The following is an 18,002-nucleotide window of genomic DNA, read 5'->3' as shown; positions in this document are numbered from 1 at the left end:
CACAAAGCAGTGATATAAATCATGGAAAAATAGACACTTATTACTAATGTCTGTTTCTGTGATCTGGATGTATTTTGTACAGCTTGCTATGACATTGAACTCTCAAAAATTAGAACAACTAACCCCACTCAATAAGCGCTTGGATTTTCATTGTTGGGGTAGGGCAGGTTTTGTGACCATGTCACATTGGGTGAGTGTCGCCAGCAACAGCCAAGAGGCATACTTGCTGGCGACGCTTGGTGATTTATAGATAAGTACGCAAGTACTCCGACAGGCATAAAATCGCCATTGCTTGTCCATAAGGCATTGAGGTCAGTGGGATCTGGCGATAGTAATCAAGATCACTGCCCATTGCAGTACCAAATGACACGTTCACTAATTCACCGTCGCGGTTGATGTATTCCTCGACTAACGCATCCACTGCTTTATGTGCTAATGGTGCATATTGCTCATCGATATAACGTTTACGGACAGCTTTTAGGATTCCGTAGGCAAAGCCTGCCGTTGCAGAGGCTTCAACGTAAGAGCTTTGATCGTCAAGCAGCGTGCACCACAATCCGTTGGGTTGCTGGCAGTTTGCGAGCATCTCGACCTGGCGGTTAAGAATATGCAGTAGATGGCGTCGAAATGCATCGTGCTCTGGAAGGTCGAGCAATTCTAAAAAGTCTGGAATGACGATGGTAACCCAGCTATTTCCTCGAGCCCATCGAGCATCGGCAAAGTTATGGTTGCCAGCAAATGTCCAGCCATGATACCAAGCGCCAGTTTGACGGTCGGTTAAGTACTGGATATGGGTTAAGAACTGATATTTCGCTTCTTCAACATACTCAGGTTTGTTCAGCAATAAACCAATTTTAGTCAGCGGCATGACACTCATCATCAGTGTGTCATCCCACATCTGCTGAGTGTTCTCACTGTTGTAAACAATGTGTTGAATTCCGCCGCTTTGCGTTCGCGGCATCTGATACATCACGTACTCAGCCCAAGTTTCCAAATAGGGGATCAGCGATTGGTCTCCAGTTTCTTCGTAGCGATAGGCGAGCGTCAAAAACGGGCACACGGTATTCACATTTTTGGTGGCTTGCTCCTCGGCAAAACGGTCTTCAAACCACTCGTCGATAATATTCAAAACGTTGAGATCGTTGGTCTGCTGATAGTATTTGTACATTCCGTAAAGGCCAATCCCGTGCGTCCACTCCCAACCGGCCCAGCCTTTGGTATCAATCGTGCGGCCATCATCAAGGTGTAACAGGAACTCACCAGTGTCATCTTGAATATTAATCAGGTTATCGATGAGGCTGGTAATTTTGTCCACGATCAAGCTGCGCGGATGTGGGCGCTCTGTTCGGCGAAGTAAGGCGCTGTGTTTAACCGGAAAAACTTTCATAATAATCCTCAGAATTCAGTTACATCACACCAAGAAGTCTTGGTAAAAATAGCGTTAATTCAGGTAGATAGGTGATGCAAATTAAAACGATGATAATGGCGATATAGAACGGCATTAAAGGCTTAATTAAGCTTTCGACTTTTACTTGACCGACGCTTGCACCCACATATAAACCACTGCCGACAGGAGGAGTAATGGTTCCGATAGCAAGGTTATAAACCATCAAAATGCCAAAATGCACCGGATCGACGCCAATCTTCTGCACAATTGGCAATAGTATGGGGGTGAAGATCAAGATGGCAGGGCCGATATCCATAAATGCGCCAACGATCAGCATAAACAGCGTAATCACTAACATGATCACCATCGGATTCTCAGAAATGCCTAGAATCATTGTGCTCAATGCGCCGGGGATGCCTGTCATCGACATCGCAAACGACATTGCAGAAGAGGTCGCCAGCAAGAACATAATGACGCCCGTCATCACAAAGGTTTGTATTAAAATCTTAGGGAGCTGTTTCCAGCTTAAGGTTTTGTATAAAAATACGGTGAGAAAAACGGTGTAAACCACGGCTACCGCTGAGGCTTCAATGGCTGTGAAGATGCCTTTAACAATCCCTCCGACGATAATGACCACCAACAGTAAGCTTGGTACCGCATCCTTAAAAACTTGCCACGCAGCGCCTTTTTGCAACGTAAAGAAGTTACGGTAATTGTTGCGTTTAGCGACGACATAAGTCACTAACATACAACCGATTCCCCATAAACTGCCGGCCACTAAACCGCCAGCAAATAATGCCGCGATTGAGGTACCGCCACTGGCTAACGCATAGAGGATAAAGGCTGTGGTTGGTGGGATTAGCATGCCTGTGGGCGCAGAGGCAATGTTGACCGCGGAGGCGAAGTTACGGTTGTAACCTTCTCTGGCGCTCATTGGTATCATTACGCCGCCGATTGACGTGGAAGCGGCAATCGCTGAGCCAGAGACAGCACCAAACATCATGTTACCGGCAATATTGGTGTAAGACAGTGAGCCTGGTACCCGTCCTGTAAATAGCTTGGCAAAGTTGACTAAACGAGTCGCGATGCCGCCGTTGTTCATTATGACCCCAGAAAGAATAAAGAAGGGGACGGCAAGCAGCGCAAAGCTATCCAGACTGGAAAACATTTTTTGCGCCGTCGTGAACATCGCAATATCAAAAGGCAACACCAGCATCACAGTACTGCCAGAGGCAATAACAATACATAAGCCAATCGGTGTGCCTAACGCCAGCAACACGACGAAGATACCCACAAGCAGGCTGGCAGCAATGATAGGATCAACCATGAGAGTCCTCCTTGAGCACGGCCGTTGGGTCGAGTTGCTCTGCATGACGCTCTTTAATCATGTCAACGATGTTGAGCACACAGTAGATGATGGTAAGCCCGCCCGAGAGAGGCAACGCGTAATAGACTTTGCCCATCGATAATTTGAGTACCGGAGAGATTTGCATCATGGCGTTATTTGATACTTTCATTCCACCGATGATTAGGATGTAGATGGCGAATAAAATGAACACCACTTGAATGACAATGTTCCAATAAGCGGTTAACTGTTTTGGGCATTTATCCAGAAACAGAGTCAGGCTGATGTGTTCTCGTTTCCCTGCGACATACGCAAGCCCTATGACGGAAATCCACACCAGAGAAAAACGTAAAAACTCTTCTGAAAATGTGCTCGGAGAGTTAAAAAGATAGCGGCTTATGACTTGCCAACAGGCGACACCGACCATCAATGTAGACAAGACACAGGCAAATATCTCAATGCTTTTGTCGAGCCACCAACGTAATTTATTCATGACGACCTCGGAAATAGATGGGCGCAGACAGCAGAGCGCCCAACACGATTATTGACTGACTGCCGCGATTTTTTTATACAAGGAGAACACTTCCGGTTTGTTCTCTAGCTTGTCATAAATTGGCTGAACGGCTTGTTTGAACGGAGTTTGGTCAATGTTGTAAAACTTAACGCCAAACTGTTCTTTGGCCAGCTTTCGTGTTTTCTCCATTTCGACTTTCCACGCTTGTTTTTCAATATCGACGGATTCGTCGATGGCCTCGGTTAATGCGCGGTATTGATCTGGGGTGAGTTTGTTTTTGGTCAGGTTGCTCATGACGACGATATCGGGAATTCGAGTATGCATGTCGTAAGAGTAATATTTAGCGACTTCACCGTGGCGAGCGATAGTCAGTACGAATTCGTTATTTTCTGCACCATCAAGAATGCCTTGTTGGAGTGAGGTATAGACCTCAGCTTGGCTCATGGCAATTGGGGAGGCGCCAAGCAATTTCATGGTTTCAATCGCCGTTTCACTTTGCATGACACGAATTTTTTTGCCCTTGAGGTCACTGAGCTTCTCTACAGGGCCTTTTGCCATATAGAAGTTACGTGCCCCCGAGTCATACCATGCGACCCCAGTAAAGCCTTGCGCTGCAGTTGATTGATAAACAGGATTCATGATGTCGGGGTTATCCATCACCTGATAGTAGTTTTCTTCTGAGTCAAATAAATAGGGAAGCGAGAAAACGCCGTACAGCGGAGAAAAGCTTTCCAGTAATCCAGAGGAGACTTTAGTGATATCAATGGCGCCGACTTGGGCCATTTCGACCAATTCTCTTTCGCCACCTAATTGGCTGTCTGGAAAATACTGTATTCTGACTTCGCCATTGGTTTTTTGTTCAACAGCGTCACCAATGTACTTCAATGCATCTTTTACGGGCTGACTATTTTCAGCGTAAGCTAACTTAAGGACGGTTTGTGCATGGGCAACTGAGAGGGTTGGCAGAATTAACATTGAAGTAAGTAGTAACTTCAATGGGGTACGGAGTGTCGACATAAGTCCTCCATTAAGGATATAGGGGTTATTTTTGATTTATGTTTGGCTAGTCGCATCGCAATGCGCTTCATGTTCTACACACTATGTTGTCAGCTTGAACATTTGGCCACCTTTGAAAATCCGCCAGTCAAATATCAAAGCTGACGTTTTTCGCCCGCCCAAAAGATGGGCATCACAAATCTAAAAAATCCGTATATCGCGAGAGGGTTTTCTGCGCAAAAGAAAAGCCAAGTATCAGGTCGACACTTGGCTTAATAATGTGGGGGAATGTTTTTTGAAAAAGCGTGAATTATGCCGCCGCTTTAAACTTTGCTAAAAACTCTGCTTTACGTTGATTGAATCGGTCCACTAAATCGTCGACGGCCACTTGTTCATAAGGCTTAAGGCCGGTGGCGACCATACGTTTACAGCCTGTACCTACGGTTTCTTCCCCTTCTTTGAAGGCGAAGTTCATCGTGACGATACCGCGTTTACCTTCGACATCAAATGTCGCGTCAGTAAATATCACTTCTGGTTTGTGCAAATCCAAACGGCTGAATTCGACTTCCATGCTTTCATAAATGACCAGTGGACGTTGGCAGTTGATCATGACCTGCTGCTGCTCCATCAATGGCACCATAATATGCGGGAAGTTCATGCCGGAAAATTGCACATAGTTGGTGACAACGTGCTCGATAAATTCAGCATCATGGCTGACTGAGCCTTCGCGAGTCATACGCAAGTATTCTTTGCCATTTTCATCAATGACAGCGGCTTGTTTCTCACACTGCTGCTCGATATTAAGAGCAATACCATCGCCCACCATTCCCGCAAATTCGAAGCGCATTTTTTGGCTGATGCCTTGCTGTTTGAGCAATACAGCGAACAAAAGATCACCAGGAACGCAAAAACGTTTGCTGTCTTCATCGTGAATAGGGTTGAAATCTCCCGCGACTTTTTTAGCAAAGTGACTGGCTTGCTCGCGAGTGAACTGGAATTGCTGATCTGAACATGAAAAATAAGGTGATAGAAACATAATTGACACTAAGTAACCAAAACTGCACAGCAGTATATACAAACTTTTGCTGTTTAATGGTCTATCCAGATGACAAATCTCAACTTTTGTCGTGACCTTCAGCGCAAATTTTCGATATCAAACCCTGATTCTATAAGGGTTTGATATGAGTTTCTGTCATAAATGTGAGATTAATTGAGTCTTCTTGTTCCATGCTCAGACTCGTAGTAATTACTGAGATGTTTTCTGCTGCGGCTTTTTATTGATGCGTTGCCATTTGAGTGAGCCGTTAGTTTCGAAATCATTGGCTGCTTTGCATTCCATGTAGTAATCACCGACCTGAATAATGGCGCCAAATGAATAGGCTTGGTCTTGGTAGTAGCAGACTCGTTCGGCTATTTTCCCTGTATCTAACCTGACAATCGGCGCCGGTGCGGTATGCGCGACTTGGGCAGTACTCGAAAAGGAGATCAAACCGAAAACAAACAGTAGGGGACGGAACATAAGTCATTCCTTTTTATTGAACGTTAACCAAATTTACGTTGATAACGAGGTAGCATGCTTTCATTTCCCAGTACACCACCTTGATGAATATAGACTAATGACGTCCGCGATTGGTTTGGTAGCCAATCCATCAAGCAGCGCCACATCATGGGATCATACAGTAGGTCAAATTCGACTTGAGTGGCGGTGAAGAGCGATTGCCATATTTTATAGTCTTGTTTATCGAGCTTACCGAAGTGGTGTTTATTATCCAGCGTTAGAATGTGAGGATGTGATTTTTCGCCAAGCGATTGAAATTGTTTCACCAAATACGCTTCACCGCCGACGCATGGGCAGGTCACAACTTGGATATCGTGGGAAGCGAGCGCTTTGTGCAAATACAGAGCCGTTGTCCCGGTACCAGAGGGCAGAGCAACAATGGTGTTCTGGCGAACGCTTGGGCTTATTTGGGTTAATAACTCGCGAGCTAACTGCTCCACGCCATATTGTGCCCACTGAGATCGGCCGCCTTCAGGGACACATAAACACTGCTGGTCTGGGCGACGTACATGCTCAATATATTCAGCTGGCTGAGTCTCGGTCACGATGATCCGAGCGCCAAGCGCGAGCGCAGCGCGGTAGTTACCTGTTGGAGACGCTGTTAACCATTGTGGAATGCGCGCCACGTAGTATTCCAGTTGCCAACCTTTGAGCTTTGCCAGAGCGGCAAGTGAGTACAACGAATTGGCTTGGACACTGCCGTAACCAATCAGTGTTGTGATGTCAGACTGTTGGCTGGTATCAAGTAACCAAGCTAATTTGCGAGCTTTATTACCACTAAATTGGGGATGCAACTGATCATCTCTTTTCAGGGCAAAGTGAATATCACCAAATTGATGATAGGTCATTGGGCTTTGTGTGAGTTTCATCGTATGAACTGTTAGGAACCTTCTAGTGACATAGTAATGAATTTCTCGCTGAGGATCAGTGATGAGATGATTTGAGGGGATAAAAAGACAAAAAAAAGCCCGAATAACAGTTCGGGCATATACAAACATAGGAGTTAATTAAGAAAAAAGCAGCGCAAATAAACAAGTAGTCACGTTGGGAATTAAGGATATGACAGCCTCTAAACTCTCAATGCTCTGCCGACTACACAAATTCAGACCGAGGGAAAAGCAAACAGTTCCCTATGGCGCCAAAAAAAACTCAAAAAAATTTGCTATTCCACTTTGAAGCCCGCTATTCGACGCATTTTATTCTGGTCTGACCAATGTTTGATTTTGTGATGTTAATTGCTTGTTAATTAAATGTGTCGATTGTATATTTCAAACAAGCGTTTGATTTGGGTGATTGGAATGGCGATTAAAAACACCACCAAAGACAGAATACTGGATGTTGCGGAAGGGCTGTTTGCTGAGCATGGCTTTAACGATACCTCTCTACGGGTGATTACAAGTAAAGCAGGGGTGAACTTAGCATCAGTCAATTATCACTTTGGGGACAAGAAAACCTTGGTGAGAGCCGTGCTTAACCGTTATCTCGAAGCGTTTATGCCCGCGCTCCAAGATGCTTTGATTACACTCAATCTAGACAAAAACTACAGCATGGCGGACGTATTTGAGTCGTTACGTGAACCGCTACGCTCGTTAAATAATGTTAGGCCGAACGGAACAAGTCGCTTTATGTCTTTGATTGGACGTGGGTACACCGATGTGCAGGGTCATTTACGCTGGTTTATTACGACTCGTTATCAACAAACGCTGACGCTGTTTACTGACAGTGTGCTGAAGGCGAATCCTAAGTTGGATCCAGAAACGCTGTTTTGGCGTTTACATTTTACTTTAGGAACTTGCGTTTTCACCATGGCGTCAAGCCAAGCGTTATCGGAAATTGCGCAAAGTAACTTTGGGCATGAAGTCGATATTAAAGCGGTTGTCGACCATTTAATCATCTATTTAGCTGCGGGCGTTGGCGCTGAATAAGACAAAACATAATAACAATACAACGTGATACCAAAACGTGAACAAAAGGATCGGAACATGAGCTCTCTACGAAGAAAATGGGTCAGTGACCCAGCATTTAAATTGTTTAAGAAAGTGCTGCCTCCTCTTTCAGACACCGAAAAAGAGGCCATGGAAGCGGGCAGTGTTTGGTGGGATGGTGAATTATTTTCAGGTTCACCTGACTTTCAAAAGCTGCATCACTATCCGAAACCGACGCTCAGTGATGAAGAACAAGCGTTTATCGATAATCAGTTAGAAACGCTACTCGAAATGCTTGATGACCATAAAATCATTAAGCAAGACCGAGATTTACCGAAAGAAGTATGGGATTATCTTCGCAAAGAACGCTTTTTCTCTCTGATTATTTCGAAAGAGTATGGAGGGCGTGAATTTTCTTCGCTGGCGAACTCAACTATTGTGTCGCGGATTGCGACGCGAAGCATCAGTACTGCCGTGACCGTCATGGTGCCTAACTCACTCGGCCCGGGTGAGTTGCTCACGCACTACGGTACTCAAGAGCAAAAAGATTATTGGCTACCGCGTTTGGCTGATGGTACCGACATCCCCTGTTTCGCGTTAACTGGCCCAGAAGCAGGGTCGGATGCGGGTGGGATTCCTGACCAAGGTGTTGTCTGTTATGGCACCCACGAAGGTAAAGAAGTGCTGGGCGTTCGTTTAAATTGGAACAAGCGCTATATCACGCTCGCGCCGGTAGCAACCGTACTTGGATTGGCATTTAAGATGTCTGATCCAGAAGGGCTGCTTGGTGATAAGCGCGATCTTGGCATTACTTGTGCGTTAATTCCGGCTTCACATTCTGGGGTGGAGATTGGTGAACGTCACGATCCTCTTGGATTGGCATTCATGAACGGGCCGACACGCGGACAAGATGTATTTATTCCAATGGATTGGCTGATTGGCGGCGCAGATTATGCGGGCAAAGGTTGGCGTATGCTGGTGGAGTGTTTATCGGCTGGGCGCGGAATTTCACTGCCTGCATTAGGGACGGCGATTGGACACTTGACCGCAAGAACAACCGGCGCTTACGCCTATGTTCGTAAACAATTTGGTATGTCGATTGGCAAATTTGAAGGCGTCGCTGAAGCATTGGGTCGTATTGGGGGCATGACGTATCTACTCGAAGCCACTCGTACCATGACCACGACCGCTTTAGATATGAAAGAAAAGCCTGGTATCGTTACCGCGATTGCTAAATACCATATGACGGAAATTGCGCGGGGTATTTTAAATGATTCAATGGATATCCATTCCGGGCGAGCAATTCAAGATGGACCAATGAATTATTTAGCCACGCACTACTTGGGTATTCCCGTCGCGATTACCGTGGAAGGGGCTAATATTCTAACGCGTAACCTGATGATCTTTGGTCAAGGTGCCACACGCTGTCATCCTTATGTTCTCAAAGAGATGGATGCTGCCGCAAACCCCGATGAGCAGCAAGGGGCGAAAGAATTTGATACGTTACTGTTTAAACACATTAAACATGCGACAAAAAATACCTTTGGGGCATTAAGCGCGGCGCTCACCGGCTCTGCATTTATTAAAGCAGACATGAGTGGGCCAACAAAACGCTACTACAAAGATTTGACGCGCTTAAGCCGAGCCCTTGCGGTGAGTGCGGATTTTGCCATGCTCACGCTGGGTGGGGAATTAAAGCGTAAAGAAATGATTTCAGCGCGTTTGGGTGATGCTCTGAGCTTCCTATATATGGCGTCCGCAGTGCTGAAAAAATATGAGGAAGAAGGACGTCAGCAGCAGGACCTCGATTACGTTCATTATGCTGTTCAGCACTGTCTTCACAAAGCATCAGACGCTCTGCAACAAGCTTATCAAAACTACCCAAGTAAAGCGGTTGGACGTTTCATGAAGGCGGTTATTTTCCCAATTGGGAATCATTTTAGTGCACCAAGTGATGATTTAACCGTCCGTCTTGCAGAAAGTTTGATGACTCCAGGCGCACACCGAGACCGTTTAACCAAACTGTGTTACATCGGTCAGCAAGCGGATGATAGCGTTGGTTTAATGGAACAGGCCTTTATTGCGATGTATGGGGTTAAACCGTTAGAGCGTAAACTTGCTCGCGCGGCAAAAGAAGGGAAAGTCGCACGTAAAGGACCATTACAAGAACGCTTAGCGCAAGCCTTACAAGTAGGAATTTTATCGCAAGAAGAGGTGAATCAGATAAATCACGCAGATAAGCTTCGCTACCGAGCGATTCAGGTTGATCATTTCAGTCATGACTTTAGTGAGGTCAGAACGGAACAAACCGTAAAGAAGCCCAAGTTGAATAATGTCGCTTGAGTGTTTTATGAACTAAGCTATCAAGGCACCTCTGTGAGGTGCCTTCCTATTTTTAGGGGTTTTACACTGAAACAGATCCAACCACTGGATAATTGACCTTATTTTTTGAGAAATTTGGTGAGATTTAAAGATGAAACTTTTATCCTAGCAAGGTTTTTTAAAGGAAGTTGAATATGATCATCAAACCTAGAATTCGTGGATTTATCTGTACCACAACACATCCAGTTGGGTGTGAAGCTAACGTAAAAGAACAAATTGCTTATACAAAAGCACAAGGTCCAATCAAGAACGCACCAAAACGCGTACTTGTCGTGGGCTCGTCAAGTGGTTACGGACTTTCTTCCCGTATCGCAGCAGCATTTGGTGGTGGCGCTTCAACCATTGGTGTCTTTTTTGAAAAAGAAGGCACAGAGAAAAAACCAGGCACAGCTGGTTTTTACAATGCAGCTGCTTTTGAAAAATTGGCACATGAAGAAGGCCTATACGCGAAAAGCGTTAATGGTGATGCTTTCTCAAATGAAGCCAAAGAAAAAGTTATTGAGCTGATCAAACAAGATCTTGGTCAGATTGATATGGTGGTTTACTCGCTGGCCTCTCCAGTTCGTAAGCTTCCAGAAACGGGTGAGTTGGTTCGTTCTTCTCTCAAACCGATTGGCGAGACATATACATCTGCTGCGGTTGATACCAACAAAGATACCATTATTGAAGCGAGTATCGAGCCTGCAACTGAGCAAGAAATCGAAGACACGGTCACCGTCATGGGTGGTCAAGATTGGGAACTTTGGATCAATGCGTTATCTGAAGCAGGTGTGTTGGCTGATGGTTGTAAAACCGTAGCATACAGCTACATCGGTACCGAGCTAACTTGGCCTATCTACTGGGACGGTGCGTTAGGCCGTGCCAAAATGGACCTTGATCGTGCGGCTTCTGAGCTGAACAACAAACTCTCTGCTCAAGGTGGCAGTGCAAACGTTGCGGTATTGAAGTCTGTTGTGACACAAGCAAGTTCAGCCATCCCGGTAATGCCACTTTATATCGCGATGGTATTTAAGAAAATGCGTGAAGAGGGTGTACATGAGGGCTGTATGGAGCAGATTTTGCGTATGTTTAGCCAACGCCTTTATAAAGACGATGGCTCAGCCCCTGAAGTGGATGATAAAAATCGCTTACGCCTTGACGACTGGGAACTTCGCGAAGATATTCAGCAGCATTGCCGTAACCTATGGCCACAAATCACAGCTGAGAATCTTAAAGAGCTGACGGATTATGAGGAATATAAAGAAGAATTCCTTAAGTTGTTTGGCTTCGGTGTTGATGGTGTGGATTACGACGCCGATGTTAATCCTGCAGTGGAAACCAACTTTATCAATATATAATTGAATATCGTAATAAAATCAAAGGCGCTCATTGAGCGCCTTTTTTGTTGCAGTTGTCGCGTATAAGTCTGGCTAACTTAAAATAATCAATACGGTACCGGCGAGGGTCATCAATATATTGGCGATCGCATAAGTTCCTGCATAACCAAGCGCTGGAATCGCCGATTTAGCGTAATCATTGACAACATCCATAGCTGGCGCGCAGGTACGTGCACCAATAATTGCACCAAACAATAAAGCGCGGTTCATTTTGAATAGATAGGCTCCAACCAGATATGCAATAACCACGGGTACGACACTTACCAAAAACGCTAACCCAATGACCTGAGGGCCAACCTGAGCCAGATGGTCAAACATTTTGCCGCCAGCGCTGAGCCCTATACCTACCATAAAGAACATTAAACCCAGATCTTTGACCATATTGAGTGCCCCTTGTGGCACGTAGCCGAAGGTCGGGTGATTGGCCCGCAAAAAGCCGAGTGTAATACCAGACAATAGCAAGCCGACGGCATTGCCAAGTCCAAACGAAACTTGCCCGAATGTCATGGTGACTAAGCCAAATAAGATGCCGAGGATAAAGAAACTACAGAAGGCGAGAAGGTCGGCCATTTGGCTGTGAATTGAGATAAAACCGATTTTTTCGGCAAGACCATGAACTCGGCTCTTTTCACCACTGACCTGCAACACGTCTCCTTTGGCTAAGACAATGTCGAGATCCATCGGCATTTCTATCTGTGCGCGCACCACGCGGTTTAAGAAACAGCCGTATTCAGAAAGGTTGAGATCCGAAAGTCGTTTACCTGCAATGGAATCGCTTTTTACCACGATTTCCTCTTCGGCAATGCGTAAATCAAGCAAGTTACGGTCAAAGACCTCTTTGCCATTACGGAAACTAGAGTCAAGTCGAGCATGACTATCCGGAAAACCGACTAAGGCAATTTCATCGCCTTCTTGCAAAATCGCATCGCCATCAGGGTGGGCAAGGATGCCGTGACGGCGTACTCGCTCGATATAACAGCCGGTTTGGTTGTAAAGGCCCAGTTCGCGAAGGTTGCGTCCATCAATCCACTCAATCAATTCTGGGCCGACACGATAGGCGCGAATGATCGGTAGGTACACTTTACGTTGCCCTGAACTGCCAAGGCCACGCTCTCGAGCGATTTGCTGCGCGGAATCAGAAAGGTCTTGCTTTTGCAATTTTGGTAAGAGTTTGGCGAACATGATCATACTGATTAATCCCACCAAATATGCCATAGCATAACCCACAGACAAGTTTTCAAGCACAACACTAAATTCCATATTGCGCGGAATATTTGCGAGGCCTGAATTGAGCGCATCTTGTGCCCCAACCAACACTGGAGTCGCGGTGAGTGCGCCTGCCATCATGCCCGCTGAAAGGCCGAAGTCGAGGTGCATGTAGTGACTACAAAAATAAGTGATGCAGAGAGCACTGCTTAGCACAATCATACTCAGTAAGAAATAGTGCTTGCCGTCTCGAAAAAAAATGCCAAAAAAGTTAGGGCCCGCTTCGATTCCGACACAGTAAATAAACAGCATAAAGCCTATTGTTAAGGCATCCGCATTGAAAGTGAAGCCAAGGTGACCCATCACCAGTGATGTCAGGAGTACGCCAATTGAATTTCCGAGTTGAAAATTGCCAAAGCGTATCTTGCCAATCGCTAAACCGATCGCCAAGACGACAAAGATGAGTAGGATAGGGTTTTGTTCTAGCAAAAGTACGACGTCTATATTCACGGCTAATAAGTTTTTTATGCCAAAGAGGTAAGGTTTGTGTAGGGAATTGTAGCTGAAAGAGATAAAAATATAAGTAAAATATTTTATATTTTTCGCGTTAATTTATTTAATAAATAAAACAAAAAAGCCGCTCAAAGAGCGGCTTTTTTTAACTCGGTTCAATTTAATCGAACAGACCAAGGTTTTCTTTTGCGTATGCTTCAAAATCATCACATCCGCCGATGTGTTGTTGGTCGATAAAAATTTGTGGCACAGTTTCAACTGGCTTACCGACGGTTTTTTCTAGGTCAGCTTTTGAAATGCCTTCAGCGTGAATATCTACGTAACGATAGTTGAAGTCATCACGTTTCGCTTTGAGAGTTTCTGCGTGTTCTTTAGCGCGAACACAGAAAGGGCAAGCAGGGCGACCAAAAATAACAACGAACATAGCTTTCTCCTCTAATTTGTTAACAAGCACTATGCCTTAAGTGGTTTGGAAAATAAAGAAGCAAATAGCTGTTGTTTTAATAGGTAAAACTTATTGAATAAATTTTATCTGATTTGTCTACAGATTGTGCGTTATCTTTTAAATTGGCAGTAAAACAGGTGTTCAGTTTGTTTAATCTTTGGTTCTTTGCACTGGGTCAAGTACCTATTTGAATTCTATAGGCAATCTGAAAGATGATATTAATAGTTTTATTGGGCGGAAGGGATTATGTTCGATTTTATGACTGCAACACGCGTGATTTTTGGTCAAGACGCTTTGCTATCTTCTTTGTCTGTCATTAATCAATACGGTTACAGTGCATTACTGGTAACCGATAAGCATAACCAAGAGGGGAATGCCGTCGGTGATTATCTGCATAACCAACATTTTCGTTATCAGCATCTGGTCGTGTCTGGTGAGCCTTACATCACGATGGTGGAAGAAGCGGCAGTTGAAGCGCGTAAGTTTGGCCCAGATATGGTGATTGCTATGGGCGGAGGTAGCGCCTTGGACATGGGAAAAGCATTAGCAGCGGTGATACCCAATAAAGGTAATGTATATGATTATGTCGAAGTTGTTGGTCGTAAGGTGCCTTTAAAGTCGAAGCCACTTCCCTTTATCGCGATTCCAACGACGGCAGGGACTGGGTCTGAAGTGACGCATAAAGCCGTCCTCAAATCAGGCCAAGACCGAATTAAGGTCAGTTTGCGCAGTAGCGATATGCTGGCCGATGTGGCGATTGTTGATCCAACATTGACATATGGCATGCCTAAAGAGTTGTCAGCTCGCGGCGCAATGACAGCCTTTACTCACCTAATGGAAGCCTATGTTTGTAGCCAACCGAATCCGTTAACCGATATGATCTGCGAGGAGGGATTAAGACGTCTTAGCCGTTCAATCATTCCTAGTTGCTTACGAGATGAGCCACAAGGGCGAGAAGATTTGGCTGTGGCGTCTATGCTTGGTGGCATGGCCAGTACCAATGCCTATCTTGGAGCCGCTCACGGTTTGGCCGCATCTTTAGCTGGCAAAATGACCGCTCCTCACAGCGTGATCACCGCACGCTTAGCGCCGTATGTTATGGAGGAAAATATCAAGGTTGCTCAATTAGAAGGTAAGCTTGAGGTGCTGAAACGCTATCGTACGATGGCACGTATTCTAACCAATCATAATGATGCCCATATGAGCGATGGTATTGCCTGGGTTAAAATGATTTTAGAGCAACTAAGAATCCCGGCGTTGAGTCAGTTTGGTGTCTGCCGCACGTCTTTTGAGCAGGTCGTTGATGGGGCGATGAAATCGGTCTCGATTAAAGGCAACCCTCTGCCGTTAACCAAAGCACGTTTAACGTTTATTCTCGATCATGTATGCAGTTGTAGTGAGAATCAATCACTGTATGAAGGGGTTGAACGCGAGGAAGCGAGCTATACCATGCTAGATGACCGAGAGACGGAACGATAAAAGGAGCCATTTGGCTCCTTTTTTTGATGAGATATTCACTGTTTAAAAGTGTGAAAGCTTATCGTAGCGCGAGTCTTTTAAGGCATCTTTTACTCGGCGTAAATTCTCTCTAAAACCAGTACCACGGCGTAAAGTGAAGCCTGTAGCAAGGACATCTATGACGGTCATTTGTACGACACGACTTGCCATTGGCATGTAGACGTCGGTGTCTTCGGGCACATCCAATGAAATTGACAGCGAACTGGCTTTATCCAGTGGTGAGTCTTTCGCAGTAATCGCAATTACCGTTGCGCCATTTTCTTTTGCTAGATTAGCAATCTCGACTTGGCTTTTGGTTCGGCCTGTATGTGAAATTAATACGATAACATCGTTATCGGTACAATTAATACAGCTCATGCGTTGCATGACAATGTCTTCAAAGCAAGTAATCGGAATATTGAATCGAATAAACTTGTTTTGTGCATCTTTGGCAACCGCAGACGATGCACCCAAACCAAAAAACGAAATCCGTTTGGCTTGAGTAAGCAGATCGACGGCACGGTTTACTTGCATTGGATCTAGGCTGTTTTTGGCCACATCCAAGCACGCCATAGTCGATTCGAAAATCTTGTGGGTGTACGCGTCAGGGCCATCATCTTCTTCGACATTACGGTTAACGTAAGGTGTTCCATTGGCTAAGCTCTGTGCTAAGTGCAGCTTAAAATCAGGAAACCCTTTGGTATCTAAACGTCGGCAGAAACGGTTGACCGTAGGCTCACTTACGTCAGCCATCTTAGCCAGTGTAGCAATGCTGGAATGAATGGCAGTTTGTGGGGTAGCCATTATAACTTCAGCGACTTTCCGTTCGGATTTGCTAAAGTTCTCCAGATTTTTTTGTATTTTTTCTAATGTATTCATAGTGTTCACGAGGGTATGGAGAACAACTTATTGGTTATACCATCCAAGTGTAGGGGGTAGGAAAAAGAGTGATTTCCTAAATGGTAAATTCTAACCAACGCCATGCGACCAGTATAAACCTAACCTAAAGGTTTACAGTAATTTTTGTACATCTCAATTAATCAGAATATGACCAGCCTCAAACTAAATTTTGTCTAAACTACAAAATCTGCATAGTTTTGCTGCAAATGTACGTATTTCGGTTTGGCTATGATATAGAAATTACATGAAACCGAAAGAAATTTTCATTTTTTCAATAGTTCGTTGGTGAGACTCATGAGTTGTTTATTGAGATTTGGCGCTTTTGCTGCGATTTCTCGCTGTTCTTCAAGCACCGCTTGTAATATCTCGTTTTGTGTCAGGGGATTGGCAAGTACAACGCGAAATACAATGGTGTCCCGTTGCTCCAAATGTTGCGGGTTGAGTTGAGTTCGTGACACAAAAGAGCGGCCGGTTTCGCGCTGCGTCTTTTGAATAAACTGGGTCAGTTCATTGAGCTTATCATTGAGTTCAGCGAGCGGTTTTCCAGACGCAACGTTTAGCGCTTTGCGAGTTTTTTCTGGAACATAACGGTAAGTCAGCAGACAGAGCTCAGGGGCTGAAATTAACTCAAAGTCGGGCTGATGGGTGATAAGCTTGGCGAAATATTGCGCTTTCTCAATGCTTTGATTTATCAAAAGCTCATAGCCAGGGCGACTGATAATATTCATCGCCGCGTACACTAACATTGCCATACCTGAGCGTGAGCCTTCTAAAGTGTGACTACCCAAGTCTTTTGAGCCCTTACGCAATATATATTGCGCATGATGTTCTACCGAGCGCATCGAGTCTGGGTTTTTAAACAGCACCATTCCTGCCCCCATAGGAATGTACAGCTGCTTGTGAGCATCGATGGTCACTGAGTCGGCGCGCTCGATCCCCTTGAGTAAGGTTCGATAACGATTTGACATCAGCGTTGCACCGCCCCAAGCCGCATCAACGTGAAAATGACACTGATATTGATGACATAGCTCGGCTATCTCATCGAGTGGATCGATATTGCCGGTCTCGGTCGTGCCTGCGACGCCGATCACTGCGATAACTTTGATGTTTTGCTGTTGTAACTGCTTGAGTTGCTTAGCCAAAGCATTTGGGCAAAGTCGGTTCGCATTATCGGTATCTATTGCAATCAGTTCATCTTGGCCAAGCCCAAGCACATCGGCGGCTTTTTTTAATGAGTAATGACCACGTTTGGAAACAAGAACGGCCATTCCGTTGTAGCCATAGTGTTTCATGGCTTTGTATAGCCCCTCTTTTTCAACGCCTTGAAAGTTTCCTTGGGCTTTTAATGCATTATTGCGAGCAACCCATAACGCGGTAATATTAGCGATGGTTCCACCCGAGCAAAAGGCGCCAAGTGAGTGTTCAGCGCTGTGCATCCATTGTGTATAGAAGGCGTCATTTTGCTGATAAACGAGCCGATGGAGCATTCCAAGAACCTGACGTTCTAAAGGCGTAAAGGCTTTTGACGTCTCGATTTTTACTAGGTTCTGATTGAGTGCGATCATGATTTTGGACAGCGGCATCAGAAAATAGGGGAGCGCAGACGTCATATGTCCAATGAAACTCGGTGCTGAAGTATGCACCGAGTGAGACACTAACGTATCGAGTAAGTGCTGAGTATGGTCGGAGACAAAGCTCGGTTGTTCGGGAATGGTTGGATTCGAGAAGTCTTTTTCTATCTCTTTAAGCGGTTTTTCTTCTGCAACGATGTGTTCGCGTAAAAATTGATTTAGATTACGCGAAAGCTCTTCTTCAATCTTGGTAAGGGTAGAATCAGGACCTTCAGGAACAGTGAAGATTCGCAGCAAATTTTCGAAACTGACATCAACCGTTTTTTGTTCAGTGTCCATACTCGATTGTGACTCAATATACATCTTTATTAGGCGTGACAATGTAAA

The 18,002-nt window shown here is 45.1% G+C and carries 15 protein-coding genes; 4 read left to right on the top strand and 11 right to left on the bottom strand.

Going from position 1 to position 18,002, the window contains the following annotated elements; genetic code table 11:
* Nucleotides 1–244 precede the first annotated feature (244 nt).
* The 7 genes from bglB to M1D72_RS16030 all read right to left on the bottom strand — a co-directional run bounded on the left by bglB (nt 245) and on the right by M1D72_RS16030 (nt 6,669).
* Nucleotides 245–1,387: a beta-galactosidase BglB gene (gene bglB / locus M1D72_RS16060; RefSeq protein WP_456295842.1), complete on the bottom strand. Its 1,143-nt coding sequence runs from the start codon at nt 1,385–1,387 to the stop codon at nt 245–247.
* A 19-nt stretch (nt 1,388–1,406) separates the two neighbouring features.
* Nucleotides 1,407–2,714: a TRAP transporter large permease gene (locus M1D72_RS16055; RefSeq protein ID WP_390189472.1), complete on the bottom strand. Its 1,308-nt coding sequence runs from the start codon at nt 2,712–2,714 to the stop codon at nt 1,407–1,409.
* Complete coding sequence (locus M1D72_RS16050) at nt 2,707–3,225, bottom strand: TRAP transporter small permease (protein ID WP_456295841.1); 519 nt, start codon at nt 3,223–3,225, stop codon at nt 2,707–2,709. The genes M1D72_RS16055 and M1D72_RS16050 overlap by 8 nt, the downstream gene beginning before the upstream one ends.
* Nucleotides 3,226–3,273: 48 nt before the next feature.
* Nucleotides 3,274–4,263, bottom strand: coding sequence for a TRAP transporter substrate-binding protein (locus M1D72_RS16045; protein ID WP_390189474.1), 990 nt, complete (start codon nt 4,261–4,263; stop codon nt 3,274–3,276).
* 289 nt (nt 4,264–4,552) lie between these two features.
* Complete coding sequence (locus M1D72_RS16040) at nt 4,553–5,278, bottom strand: DUF3581 domain-containing protein (RefSeq protein ID WP_456295840.1); 726 nt, start codon at nt 5,276–5,278, stop codon at nt 4,553–4,555.
* 210 nt (nt 5,279–5,488) lie between these two features.
* Nucleotides 5,489–5,761, bottom strand: a complete 273-nt coding sequence (locus tag M1D72_RS16035) for a DUF1496 domain-containing protein (RefSeq protein WP_456295839.1) — start codon at nt 5,759–5,761, stop codon at nt 5,489–5,491.
* 23 nt (nt 5,762–5,784) lie between these two features.
* Nucleotides 5,785–6,669 (bottom strand): pyridoxal-phosphate dependent enzyme, encoded by an 885-nt coding sequence (locus M1D72_RS16030; protein ID WP_456295838.1) that lies wholly within the window; start codon nt 6,667–6,669, stop codon nt 5,785–5,787.
* Between the two features lie 429 nt (nt 6,670–7,098).
* Here M1D72_RS16030 and M1D72_RS16025 point away from each other — a divergent pair, with 429 nt between their 5' ends.
* The 3 genes from M1D72_RS16025 to fabV all read left to right on the top strand — a co-directional run bounded on the left by M1D72_RS16025 (nt 7,099) and on the right by fabV (nt 11,444).
* Nucleotides 7,099–7,725, top strand: coding sequence for a TetR/AcrR family transcriptional regulator (locus M1D72_RS16025; RefSeq protein ID WP_456295837.1), 627 nt, complete (start codon nt 7,099–7,101; stop codon nt 7,723–7,725).
* Nucleotides 7,726–7,782: 57 nt separating this feature from the next.
* Nucleotides 7,783–10,068 carry an acyl-CoA dehydrogenase gene (locus M1D72_RS16020; protein WP_456295836.1) on the top strand — a complete coding sequence of 762 codons (2,286 nt, stop codon included), beginning with the start codon at nt 7,783–7,785 and terminating at the stop codon, nt 10,066–10,068.
* A gap of 173 nt (nt 10,069–10,241) precedes the next feature.
* Entirely contained in the window at nt 10,242–11,444 is a 1,203-nt protein-coding gene (gene fabV, locus M1D72_RS16015) for an enoyl-ACP reductase FabV (protein ID WP_456295835.1), read from the top strand.
* A gap of 72 nt (nt 11,445–11,516) precedes the next feature.
* Here fabV and M1D72_RS16010 read toward each other — a convergent pair whose 3' ends face one another.
* Nucleotides 11,517–13,199 carry an aspartate:alanine antiporter gene (locus M1D72_RS16010; protein WP_390189482.1) on the bottom strand — a complete coding sequence of 561 codons (1,683 nt, stop codon included), beginning with the start codon at nt 13,197–13,199 and terminating at the stop codon, nt 11,517–11,519.
* A gap of 163 nt (nt 13,200–13,362) precedes the next feature.
* The gene (locus tag M1D72_RS16005) at nt 13,363–13,626 is read right to left on the bottom strand and encodes a GrxA family glutaredoxin (protein WP_390189483.1); all 264 of its coding nucleotides are present in this window, start codon (nt 13,624–13,626) and stop codon (nt 13,363–13,365) included.
* Nucleotides 13,627–13,893: 267 nt separating this feature from the next.
* Between M1D72_RS16005 and M1D72_RS16000 the strand changes: the two genes are divergently transcribed.
* Nucleotides 13,894–15,126, top strand: coding sequence for an iron-containing alcohol dehydrogenase (locus M1D72_RS16000; protein WP_456295834.1), 1,233 nt, complete (start codon nt 13,894–13,896; stop codon nt 15,124–15,126).
* A 42-nt stretch (nt 15,127–15,168) separates the two neighbouring features.
* Here M1D72_RS16000 and M1D72_RS15995 read toward each other — a convergent pair whose 3' ends face one another.
* Together M1D72_RS15995 and panP are read right to left on the bottom strand one after the other, a co-directional pair.
* Nucleotides 15,169–16,023, bottom strand: coding sequence for a MurR/RpiR family transcriptional regulator (locus tag M1D72_RS15995; protein WP_390189486.1), 855 nt, complete (start codon nt 16,021–16,023; stop codon nt 15,169–15,171).
* Between the two features lie 284 nt (nt 16,024–16,307).
* The gene (panP, locus tag M1D72_RS15990) at nt 16,308–17,954 is read right to left on the bottom strand and encodes a pyridoxal-dependent aspartate 1-decarboxylase PanP (RefSeq protein ID WP_456295833.1); all 1,647 of its coding nucleotides are present in this window, start codon (nt 17,952–17,954) and stop codon (nt 16,308–16,310) included.
* Nucleotides 17,955–18,002: the final 48 nt, after the last annotated feature.

It is taken from the genome of Vibrio sp. AK197, from assembly GCF_053903115.1.
Note: the sequence above shows the minus strand (reverse complement) of the source record. Positions and strands in the feature narration are given on the sequence as shown.